Origin of the sequence: Moorena sp. SIO3B2, from assembly GCF_010692525.1 — a bacterium.
GTDB classification, from domain to species: domain Bacteria; phylum Cyanobacteriota; class Cyanobacteriia; order Cyanobacteriales; family Coleofasciculaceae; genus Moorena; species Moorena producens.
The window spans coordinates 1-12,625 of record NZ_JAAHHE010000185.1 but is presented as its reverse complement, the minus strand read 5'-3'; the positions used below and the strand labels follow the sequence as shown (position 1 = coordinate 12,625).

The 12,625-nt window shown below is 43.2% G+C and carries 5 protein-coding genes; 4 read left to right on the top strand and 1 reads right to left on the bottom strand.

Annotation, left to right across the window (positions count from 1 at the left end; translation table 11 throughout):
• Positions 1–363: 363 nt before the first annotated feature.
• The gene (gene gntT / locus F6K38_RS26610; RefSeq protein WP_009149415.1) at positions 364–1,683 is read right to left on the bottom strand and encodes a guanitoxin biosynthesis MATE family efflux transporter GntT; all 1,320 of its coding nucleotides are present in this window, start codon (positions 1,681–1,683) and stop codon (positions 364–366) included.
• 345 nt (positions 1,684–2,028) lie between these two features.
• On the opposite strand from gntT, the gene F6K38_RS26605 reads away from it, so the two are divergent.
• From F6K38_RS26605 to F6K38_RS26590, 4 genes are all read left to right on the top strand, one after another.
• On the top strand, positions 2,029–2,547 hold the full coding sequence (locus F6K38_RS26605) for an ureidoglycolate lyase (protein ID WP_009149420.1): 519 nt from the start codon (positions 2,029–2,031) through the stop codon (positions 2,545–2,547).
• A 307-nt stretch (positions 2,548–2,854) separates the two neighbouring features.
• Positions 2,855–4,225: a P-loop NTPase fold protein gene (locus F6K38_RS26600; RefSeq protein ID WP_009149422.1), complete on the top strand. Its 1,371-nt coding sequence runs from the start codon at positions 2,855–2,857 to the stop codon at positions 4,223–4,225.
• Entirely contained in the window at positions 4,204–9,291 is a 5,088-nt protein-coding gene (locus F6K38_RS26595; protein ID WP_044494430.1) for a WD40 repeat domain-containing protein, read from the top strand. The genes F6K38_RS26600 and F6K38_RS26595 overlap by 22 nt, the downstream gene beginning before the upstream one ends.
• 280 nt (positions 9,292–9,571) lie before the next feature.
• Positions 9,572–12,493, top strand: coding sequence for a tetratricopeptide repeat protein (locus tag F6K38_RS26590; protein ID WP_009149426.1), 2,922 nt, complete (start codon positions 9,572–9,574; stop codon positions 12,491–12,493).
• Positions 12,494–12,625: the final 132 nt, after the last annotated feature.

Genomic DNA, 12,625 nt, shown 5'->3' with positions numbered 1-12,625 from the left:
TAGTTCATGCTTCATACTTCATCCTTGATACTTCATCTTTTACAATTCATGCTTCATACTTCATACTTCTTTAAATTATTGTCATCGGTTTGCTTATTCCATCACAGGTTTTAGGGAGTAGGGAGTAGGGAGTAGGGAGTAGGGAGTAGGGAATAGAAAAAAAATTATCTGTATCTCATTACTATGAGAAACTTTTATAGCGTTTCTCGCAGTTATAATATAGAGTCTTCTTTGACGTTGATTTCCTATCTTGATGCAGCGGATCGCTATTCCCTGTTCCCTGTTCCCTGTTCCCTGTTCCCTGTTCCCTGTTCCCTAAAACCCAAAAAATTTGTACCTCACCTAATTGAAAAACCATATATTTCACTTCAACGTGCTTGGTAACTTTACGCCCAGTACTATCGCTCTTCCTGCCATAAACAAGGATAAAGCTAACCAAAGAAGATGAACACTTTGAAACTGCCAAGACGCCACAGCCATAGGGACAAATCCCACCACCAAGGCGATTACGGTAGAATTACGTAAGGTCTGTCCTGCAGCTAAGCCCAGAAAATAACCATCCAGCATAAACGCAATGGAACCAAATCCTAACACCAGGAGTAACCAAGGAACATAGAGAGTAATCGATTCGATCACCTCAGTGTGGTTTGTTAACAGCCCAAAGAGTGTCTGGGGAAACAGGATAAACAGGAAAGCAAAGTTAAGTCCCAATAGCAAACTGCTTCCTCCAGCAATTTTCAATAAAGGGACTAACTGCTCTTTTGCTCCCTGACCTTGTAAATTACCCGTCAGAGTTTCCGTAGCAAATGCCAATCCATCAATAAAATAAACAGCCAAGCTGAACACCTCTAGTATCAAAGCATTTTCCGCCAAGATTGTGGTACCAAGAGCTGAGCTCAAATTGGTAAAAATAGACAAGGTAAAAAGAATCGCTAAGCTTCTGATAAAAAGATTACTATTTAGGGTAAAAGTAGCTTTTATATCCAACAAGTTCCAAATTCGTTTGGCTACTGCTCTTAGCTCTTGCCACTTTATTTCTTGGCTAACTAAAACTATGCCCACTAAAACCATCACGTATTGACTAACTGCTACGGATAATCCAGCGCCAGTGCTTTCCCAACCCCACCGAATAATAGTAAAGTAATCGCAAACTATATTAGCGGTGTTACCGATAATGGACAGCAGCAAAACCTTACCACTCATTTCTCTACCGAGAAACCAACCAATCAGTACGAAATTGAGTAATGTTGCAGGAGCTCCCCAAATCCGAGCATTAAAATAAGCAATACCGGAAAATTTGACATCTGGTGTAGCACTTAACAAAGCAAATCCAAGCTCTCTGAGAGGATACTGTAAACTTAAGATAACTACACCTAAAATCAGAGCAATTAAGCCATTACGAAGTCCCACCAGCAACATAGCATCTCGGTCATTTCCTCCGACAGCTTGAGCGGTTATCCCAGTAGTTCCCATCCGTAAAAAAGCCAAACTATTGTAGATTAAGTTAAACAGGATGGTGGCGAGAGCGACTCCAGCTAAGTGGCGGATTTGATCTAAATGACCTAAGAAAGCCACGCTGATTAAACCCGCAAGGGGTATCATGAGAGTAGAAAGAATATTGATGATCGCCAGTTTCCAGAAGCGATAGACCACATTGTCTTGGTTTGAGCAAGTAAAAGTCATCAATTTATCTTAAAATTTCAGGCATGATTTAGTGTAAAATTAAGGATTTTATACCTTTAAAAAAAGGTTAGCTTAGTGGCTTTATCAAGTCGATACTATAGAGGATAATATTTTTATATCCCGAGATTAATATAGATATAATTATCGACTATAATATAAAGAATTACGACGACCATAACCCTAAAGATGAAACTGATGATTTTTTTGATGTTTTTTTTAAAATTACCTATACAAGGATACCATAAAGGAAAAGTAAAGACTAGTTGCCAGAGTAACAGCAAGGCACCTGGACAAGCTAAAATCAATAAGCTGTTAATTCTTAACTACTGACGGCGGAGGCTGAGGATGAGTAAAGTCAAGACGATTCAAAAACTATACGCGGAATGGGTGACATCAGAGAACTTTCAGCCCTACGGTCAAGTCATCTTTGCAAGTGTTGACGGCAAACCCTATGATCAAGATGATGCTCAGTTAAACCTCGAAAATGGGACATCCCGGTTTTATATCATGCGGCTACACCACAAAGGTCGTAAGTTTGATAAAATTACTCGTCATGTCCAATGTACTCAGTGTCTCGGTTCTCTAGAAGGGAAAGACTGGTTCATGGCTGTAGCTCCTCCCAATCAGGATGACCAACCAGTTTTAGAGGATATTGCGGCTTTTCGGATTCCAGGTAACTGCTTTATTAAATTAGAAGTAGGAACTTGGCACGCTGGTCCCTATTTTGACCAGGAATTTATAGATTTCTACAATTTGGAACTTGCTGATACCAATGTCGTCGATCATTTTACCCATGATTTTCTAGACAGCCATCAGTTACAGTTTGAAATTGTTATAGCAAAGGGAGTAGGGAGTAGGGAGTAGGGAGTAGGGAGTAGGGAGTAGGGAATATGGCCTAAAATAATGATCACAATTCCTACACTGATACCTAGAGTGAGTGATAATATAGAAGGGGGAATTACCAGCAATTACTAATACCATAATTATTCATATAAGCCAAAATAACTAAGCCAAAATAACTAATGACTAATATTATTGGAGATCGAATCAGTTATCAAATAATCAAATATTATGACTTTTACCTGTTCCCGATTCCCGATTCCCGATTCCCGATTCCCTACCTTGACAGGTAAATTTTAAACTTGGTGATGAAAAATAAAAAAGGAAACCTATGACAGTAAACATACAAAAATTATATAAAGCCTGTAATCCCAGCAAAACGTTAACGGTCGATCAGCCGGAAGACTGTAAGTATTATATCGATTTTTCCTCAGTGCGAGGGGGCAAGATCATTGAAGAGTTGAAGGATAATATCACTTTCTTCTCCATGGATGAGCCGACCTGCGAGCTATTTACTGGACATATTGGTTGTGGTAAGTCTACGGAGTTACTGCGACTGAAAGCCGAATTGGAGGAAGCTGACTTTCACGTGGTCTATTTTGAATCTTCTCAAGACTTGGAAATGGGAGATGTAGATGTCGGGGACATCTTACTCGCTATTGCCCGTCGCGTCAGTGAAAGCTTAGACAAAATTAAGCTAGGTGAACCGAAAGGCTTTAAAAAATTACTGGCAGGTGCGGCTAAACTGTTGCTCACTGAAATTGAATTAAGCGGTAGGGTAGGAGTTCCTGGGATTGGTGAGGTTGGAGTAGACACTGAGGGGGCGGTTTCCCTAGCAGTTGGGATTGGTGAGATTACGGCTAAGGCTAAGGATAGCCCGGATCTGCGCAGTCGCTTACGGCAATATCTCGAACCTCAAACCAATCGGTTGTTAGAAGTGATTAACCAAGAGTTGCTCGAACCTGCGATCGCAAACCTCCAAAAACTTGGGAAACAAGGGCTAGTGGTGATTGTAGATAACCTCGATCGGGTGGACGCTTCCCAGAAGCCTTGGGGACGTGATCAGCCGGAATATCTATTTGTGGATCGCGGAGCCCAGTTAAAGGGGTTACACTGTCATGTGGTCTACACCATGCCCCTAGCGCTACGATTTTCTAATGACTATAGTGCCTTGACTCAGCGCTTTGTGGTAGATCCCAAAGTGTTACCAATGGTACCGGTAAAGTTACGAGATGGTACTCCCCATGAACAGGGCATGGCACTGCTGCGACAAATGGTACTGGCGAGAGCCTTTCCTAATTTAGAGCCTGTGGAGCGTCTTGCTAGAGTAAAAGAGGTGTTCGACTCCCCTGACACTTTAGATCGCCTGTGTTACGCTAGCGGGGGTCATGTGCGGAATTTGCTCCGGTTTCTCAGTACCTGGATCAAGAAAGAAAGACGATTACCTCTGTCTCAAGGCATGTTAGAAAATGTAATTCGAGACCGGCGCAATGAACTAACCCTACCCATCTCAGATGATGAGTGGGAACTATTGTGTCACGTCGCTAAACATAAAAAGGTAGTTGGAGATGAAGGTTACCAACTCTTGATCCGCAGCATGTTCGTCTATGAGTACCGAGACCAAGATGGGTCTTGGTTTGACGTTAATCCCATTTTGGCAGAAGCGGAAGGATTCAAATCATGCCTAGCTTATACCGCGTAGAAGATGCGGATGCCTACAACAACAATTCAATGCAGGAACTCGCCTGGGCAATGGAGACGTCCCAAGGGGAGTTTTCCCTGATTTTAGCCCGCCGCAACTATGAAGCTTTACAGGATTACATTGTGCGGAAGTTGCGGCAAGTCTGTGCTATTGAGTTCCAGGAAATATACCTGAACCAGTCGGTTAAGGTGAAGAGTCTCTATACCACTATCTTGGAGGAGCTAGGGGATGAACAGCCAGCTGCCGTGATGGTCTTTGGTTTAGAGTCCCTGAGCAACCTGGAGCAAGTACTAATCACTACCAACCAAGTACGGGAGGAGTTTCGCAAGCATTGCCCCTTCCCTCTAGTGTTATGGGTAAATGACGAGGTATTGGAAACGCTAATTCGGTTTGTGCCGGATTTAGAGAGTTGGGCAACAACCACAAATTTTGTCCTCTCCTCAAATCACTTGATTGAAGCTCTAGCAGAGCGAGAGAGTTATTTATTTACTCGTATTTTGGATGCCGGTGGGGATCAGTTCCTACCCAATACCGCTATTTTTGGTTCCAGCTATTGCCGAGAATTGGACTCAGCTTTGAGGGATTTGCAAACTCGTGGAGATGTCTTAGAAATAACCCAAGAAGCTAGTTTGCCATTTGTGCTTGGTCGAGAAGCTTATATTAATGGTCAGATCGATCAGGCGTTAGAGTATTATCAGCAAAGTTTAGCATTTTGGCAGCAGGAATCTAGGAGCTGGGAAACACAACAACAGGAAACACAACAGCAGAGTAGTTTCCCCTCCCGACTAGGTCAAGCTACCCCAATATCTCCTTACCTCCGGACGTTGTCAAAGGAGCCCTCAACCCCTTCATCCCCTCAACCCCTCACCCCTTCACCACGAGAACGTCAAGCTCTACTGCTGTTTCATATCGGTTTGTGTTATCTGAACCTGGCTGAACTCAATCGATCCCAAAGTCGTCACCACTGGATCACAGCCAGAGGGTATTTTCAAAAGTGTATCGATACATTTGAACAAGCAAAACGCCCAGATTTAATTGCCAAGTTTATTACTAAACTTGGCGAAACCCTACAACGACTGGAAGCTTGGAAAGACTTACAAGGTCTGGCGCAACGCTCCCTGGTACTGCACAGAACCTATGGCAATCCACTGCAACTGTCTCAAGATTATGGATTTATCGCTGCAGTCGCCCTTCAAGACTGCCGTTGGATGGGCGCTCAGCAAGCAGCTAGGAAAGCTTTAGAACTTCTGACACGGTTAACTAATACCTCTGGACAGTATCAGATGTCCTATCTACTGCTTCTGGCTCAAGCGAAGCGGCATTTGGGTCTCTCGGAAGAGGCGATCACTATCCTGGAAAGGGCTAAGGAAACCGGTCCGATGGATTCTCCACAACTTTATATTCGCATTTTGGAAAAATTGCGGACGCTTTATTTCCGGCAAAAGCAGTATCTAGAAGCCTTTCGGGTCAAACAAGAACGATTCTCCGTTGAGCAGCAATATGGTTTCCGTGCCTTTATCGGACCTGGTCGGCTTAAACCTCATCTACGCCAAAGTTCTACCTTACTCCTAGAGCAGGAAACCCCTGCTGAGGAAATCACTGCTTCTGTACGTCAGAACGATGTAGAGCGCTTAGTGGAACGTATTGGCAGCACCCAGCACAAACTGACAGTGATTTATGGTCAGTCAGGGGTAGGTAAGAGTTCTGTCCTAGAAGCTGGATTAGTCCCCACTCTCAAAACTAAGGTAATTGGAACCCGTGATGTCGTACCAATTTTGGTAAGGGTTTATACCGATTGGGTCAGGGAAGTCTGGAAATCCTTAGCATCTTCACCGTTAAAAGTTGACCAGTTTAACCTTGAGAGTTCTTCTGTGTTGAACGTTGACCAGTTGAACGGTGAAGGTTCTTCTCAGTTGAAGGTTGACCGGTTGAAGGTTGTTCGCGAAGCGTGGCCGAAAGGCCAAGGTTCACAGCAGTATTCTAACCTGCAACCGGCAACCCAAACTAACCTGCAACCAGCCACCCAAACTAACCTGCAACCAGCCACCCTTTTAGAGCAATTGCGACAAAATGAACATCGCAATTTGCTAACCGTACTGATTTTTGACCAGTTTGAAGAGTTTTTCTTTATTTGGGAGAATCATACTGAAAGAAAACGCTTCTTTGATTTTTTCCGGGAGTGTCTTCAGATTCCTTTCGTCAAGGTTATATTGTCATTACGGGAAAATGATTTGTATTTTTTGTTGCAGGGAATTCGTCATCAAAATTTTGATTCAATCAACAATAATATTCTCAATAAAAATATTCTTTATTATTTAGGTAATTTCTCCCTAGAGGATGCTAAATCTATTATTCAACGACTAACCGAGCGCTCTCAAGTTTATTTAGAAGAAGCCTTAGTCAATACGTTAGTGCAAGAACTAGGTAGTAGTGAAGGAGAAGTTCGTCCCATTGAATTACAAATCGTAGGAGCTCAACTACAGACTGAAGGAATTACTACCCTAGCTCATTATCGGAGAAAAGGTCCTAAAGAAAAATTGGTGCAGCGTTACCTGCAAGAAGTGATCGCAGATTGTGGCTCCGAAAATGAAAAAGCTGCTGAACTTATCTTGTATTTACTCACCGAAGAAAATAACACGCGCCCGCCTAAAACCCGCCAGGATTTGGAAAAAGATTTAAACGCCTTGGCAGTGGATTTAGCGATAGAAAAAATAGACCAGTTAGATTTAGTCTTAAATATCCTGGTCGAATCAGGATTAGTGGTGCTCTTACGAGAAAGTCCCCTTAACCGCTATCAATTGGTTCATGATTATCTAGTTTCTGTGATTCGCCAGCAGCAAGATAGCGAATTACTCGCCAAACTTAAAAAAGCCCAAGAGCAACATCGGCTTTCTCAAGCCCAGTTACAGAAGTCGAAGATAGCACTCACCGGCTCTATTGCTCTAGTTGGTATGTTAGCGATCTCAACCCTCTCTGCCGCTATATTTTGGGCGCAAGCTAGAAACAACGAAATCAGAGCTTTGATTAAATCCTCAGAAGCCCTTTACGGTTCCAATAGTCATGCCCTGGATCCACTAAAAGATGCCTTAGAGGCAGGAAAAAAACTCAAGTGGTCAGTTGGGGTAAGCTCTGACACTAAGGATATAGCGATGAGTTCTCTACAGCAAGCCTTTTATGGGGTTAGAGAGCGCAACCGCTTAGAAGGTCATAATGATACAGTCAACAATGTTAGTTTCAGTCCCGACGGTGAGCTAATTGCTACGGCTAGTTCCGACAATGTCAAAATCTGGTCCAAGGAAGGGAAAGAACTCTACACGTTAGCAGGAAAGCATAAACATAAGGATGAAATCAGAAGTGTTACCTTCAGTCCTGATGGAAAGTTGATTGCCACGGCTAGTAAAGATAAAACTGTTAAAGTCTGGCAACGGAATGGTAAGTATATTCAAACCCTGACAGGGCATACCGGTTGGGTTTGGAGCGTGCGTTTTAGCCCTGATCTCAAAAGCCTTGCTGCTTCTAGCGAGGATGGAAGAGTTATCATCTGGAGCCTCGAAGGCAAAAAACCCCAAATCTTCAAAGCCCATGATAAAGCAGTGCTCAGTATTAGTTTCAGCCCCGATAGCAAGGTGCTGGCAACTGGTAGTTTTGACAACACGGTTAAACTCTGGCGTAGAGACAGGAATGGCTTGTACAAGAGAAAGCCTCTAACCATACAAGCCCATGAGGATGCGGTTTTCAGCGTCAGTTTCAGTCCCAAAGGTAAACTGATTGCTACTGGTAGTAAGGATAAGACTGTCAAACTCTGGAAAATGGACGGTACTCGGTATCAGACATTGGGAAATGATGACCATGAAAGTCATCAAAGTACTGTGACTAGCATCACTTTCAGTCCGGACGGTCAGACCCTTGCTAGCGCTAGTGCTGACAACACCGTTAAACTTTGGAATCGAAATGGCAAGCTACTGGAAACCCTTACCGGTCATGAAAGTACCGTATGGAGCGTTAATTTCAGCCCCGACAGCCAGACCCTTGCTAGCGCTAGTGCTGACAACACCGTTAAACTTTGGAGTCGATACGGTAATGAACTCCCTATTCCCACAGGGGAAGAGAATACCGTTTTCAGCGTCAGTTATAGCCCCGACGGTCAGACTATTGCTACGGCTAGTAAGAACAACACTATCCAACTCTGGAGCTTAAATGGTCAATTGCAGCGAACTCTGACTGGTCATACCGATTGGGTGTGGGGTGTTAGTTTCAGCCCTGATGGTAAAACTATTGCTAGCGCTAGTGCTGACAAGACTGCCAAACTCTGGAATAAGAATGGTAAGTTACTGCACACCCTATCTGGTCATGAGAAAGTGGTTAGGAGTATCACTTTCAGTCCCGATGGTAAAATTATCGCTACGGCTAGTCGGGACAACACAGTTAAACTCTGGAATCAGAATGGTATCCTGATTAGAACTCTGACTGGTCATACAAATTGGGTAAATAGCGTCACATTCAGTCCTGATGGTGAGACTCTTGCTACGGCTAGTGCTGCTACGGCTAGTTCTGACCCAACCGTCAAACTCTGGAATGTTAGTGATGGCAAGGAACTGAAATCTTTCGATGGTCATACCGATTGGGTTTTTAGCGTTCGTTTCAGCCCTGATGGTAAAACCCTGGCCTCTGCTAGCAGGGATAAGACGGTTAAACTCTGGAATGTTAGTGATGGTGAGGAACTAACATCTCTTGATGGTCATCAGAATACCGTCTGGAGTGTGGTATTTAGCCCCGATGGTGAAACCATTGCTACAGCTAGTGCTGACCAAACTGTCAAGGTTTGGAACAGGAAAGGTAAACAACTTCAAACCTTTTATGGCCATGATGATGGTGTAGTTAGCCTCAGTTTTAGTCCCGATGGCCAGACTATTGCATCATCAGATTCATCTGCTAGAGTAATTATATGGAATTTAGACAATATCCGACATCCTGATCAACTACAGTCCCTTGCTTGCGATTGGCTACAGGATTATCTGAAGCACAATACTAATGTCAATAAGGGGGAGCGTCGTTGGTGTCGTTAGTGGGTGAGTGCTGAGTCCTGATTCCGTGAGAAGCAGTCTGGCATGGGATGGCAAACCACTATGGCAATTTTCATAATTGTTAGGTAGTAGTGTTAGATAGTGTTAGGTAGTGTTAGGTATTAGGTGTTACTACTTAACACTTAATCAGATCATGACTAATCACAAAAAAATCACAAAAAATTGCCATTTTGCTACCAGGATAGAATTTAATTTCCTGATAACATAATTACCTCACTTGCTGGCATACGCACTTGCTGGCATAAGCAATATCCTTAAAATCATGATTAACTCACCCCTACTCGAGCCTGTAGCTACTCACCACCGGGATGCTGTAGAAGAACTAGCCTGGGCAATAGCTGCTAGTGAGGGACAGTTTTTACTGATGTTAGCACACTGTAATTATGCCAAGTGGCGTAAGCGAGTGGTGCGCAGGCTACACAAAATTTCTTCTGTCCCAATCCGGGAAGTATTCCTAGACCAATCTGCTTGTACACTCTACACCACCCTCCGACAGGAAATCGGGGAGGAACAGCCAGCAGCCTTGATGGTGTTTGGTTTAGAGTCAGTCACGGACCTTGATGAACTGTTAATCGCCACTAACCAAGTTAGAGAAGAGTTTCGCAAAAATTTCCAGTTTCCATTAGTGTTGTGGATTAACGATGAGGTACTGTGTAAGCTGATTCGCATCACACCAGATTTTCACAGTTGGGCAACAACGGTTATGTTTGAAATCCCAACCTCAAGACTAATTCGCAACCTACAACAAAAAGCCAATTCTTTATTTACCAAAGTCTTGGAATTAGGTGCCAGTGAAATTTTCCCCAATGATGCTATCTTAGGTGCTGGTTATACTACGGAAATTAAGTTTGCCTTACGGGATTTGGAAAGTGGGAACCACGAGTTGCCACCAGAGTTGCTAGCCAGTCTTAACTTTGTCTGGGGTCGAGAGGCTTATGGATTGGGCAAGATTGATGTTGCTATTACCCACTATCAGAAAAGTTTAGAATTCTGGCAACAGGAACCCCGCAAGCAGGAGAGCAAGCCAGAAAACAACGGTGAGATTCTCCCTGGACTTGGTCTGCCTACCTTCATATCCCGTAAACCCATTACCCCTCCACGTCGCGAGCGACAAGCAGTTATCCTGTTTCACCTAGGATTATGCTATTGCGATCAGGCTAAGCAGTATCCACCGGGAGACCCTAGCTATCGAGAAAATTGGCACAAGGCTAAAGAGTATTTAGAGCAGTGTATGGTGGTGTTCGAGCAAGAGCAACGACCGGATTTAGTGGCTAAGTTGATTAATCAACTCGGTGAGATACTGCAATCTCTGGAAGCCTGGGACGATTTGGCAAGTCTAGCTACAAAGTCTCTAGCACTACACAGAACCTACTCTGCTCCTGTTCAACTGGCTCAGGATTATGGATTTATAGCAAAAGTGGCGCTACACAAATCCCGCTGGCAGGAAGCTTACACAAACGCAATATATGCCAATGTAATTATAACAAAAGTCACAGAAGAACAGGGTGTTGCCCACCATAGGGAAGATTTGTTGGCCTATGCAGCAGAGGGAAGAGGGGGAAGTAAAAAATTGTCCTATTATCCCCCAAGTATCCAAGCCCAAGAACAGCAACAGTACCCTAGCTATCAGGAAAATTCTGCTTTATCTTGCCTCAATGGAGTAGTTAAAATAGATAAACAGATTATAAATAAATATACAAATAAATCTCCCGTTGGTCGCTATCTGTTACTTCTGGCTCAAGCGCAACAACACTTGGGTCAACATTCCGAAGCGATTAGCCATCTGGAACGGGCTAGGGAGTTAGGGATTCAGGATGACCCGAAACTCTACCTGGAAATCCTGGAAACTCTCGGAACCCTCTACTGGCAACAAAAACGATATCAAGCAGCATTTAGATTAAAACAAGAACGGCTTGCGATCGCACAACAGAATGGTTTACTTGCTTTTATCGGTGCAGGTAAACTCAAATCCTCCCAACAGAATCAGTTAGCACAGAATCAGTTACCACAGAATCACTTAGCACAGACAAAGAGTAAAGGTAGCGCTACCGTATATCAGGCCATGACTGCTTCCGATTGGCAACACAAAGTAAAAGAGCTAGTGCAACGCATTGCCAGCACCCAGCACAAACTAACTGTAATTTATGGTCAAGCTGGAGTGGGCAAGAGTTCCTTACTAGAAGCTGGGCTAATCCCTGCCCTAAAACAACAACCCATTGGTAACCGTAATGTAGTCCCAATTAGATTGAAGGTTTACACTGACTGGGTCACAGAGCTGGGTCAACGTATCCTAGAGTCGAAGGGTGAAGGTTATTCACCGTTGAAGGTTGAAAGTTTAAAGGTTGAAGGTTTAAAGCTTGAAGGTTTAAAGGTTGAAGGTTATAAAAACAACTTTGAACTGGTTACTATTCTAGATCAGTTGCAAAAAAATCAACGGCGAAACCAGATAAACATCCTGATTTTTGACCAATTTGAAGAGTTTTTCTTTGCTTGCCGAGAGCCAGCTGAACAAAAACGCTTCTTTGAATTTTTCCGTGACTGTCTTAATATTCCCTATCTCAAAGTCATCCTGTGTTTACGGGAGGATTATCTACACCTATTATTAAAGTGCGCTCGTCAGGTAGATTTGGATGCCATTAATAATGATATTCTTAATAAAGGTATCCTTTATTATGTCGGGAATTTTTCTCCAGACGAGGCAAAATCGATTATTTATAATCTAACCACTAAAGCTAAATTTTACCTAGAGGATGCATTACTCGATGAGTTGGTAAACGACCTAGCTAAGAATGAACCAGTGGGAGAAGTAAGCCCGATTGAATTACAGATAGTGGGAGTGCAACTGCAAACTGAGCAAATCACTACCTTAGCAGCTTATCGACAAAACGGATCAAAAGAAAAGCTAGTGGAGCGCTATTTAGAAGGGGTTGTTTCTGATTGTGGTTCAGAAAACCAAAACGCGGCTTGGAAAATTTTGGGTTTGTTAACGGATAAGCATGGTACTCGACCATTCCGAACAAAAGATGACTTAGGAGCAGAGTTACAATTATCCACTGACCAGTTAGATTTTATCCTAGAGCTATTGGTCAAATCAGGTTTAGTCATGAAATGGCAGCAAGAACCAGAAGCTCAATATCAACTGATGTATGATTATTTAGTTGAGCCGATTCGTAGGCGTTGCTGATTGTAAGCTATCAGCTATCAGCTATCAGCTATCAGCTATCAGCTATCAGCTATCAGCTATCAGCTATCAGCTATCAGCTATCAGCTATCAGCTATCAGCTATCAGCTATCAGCTATCAGCTATCAGCTATCA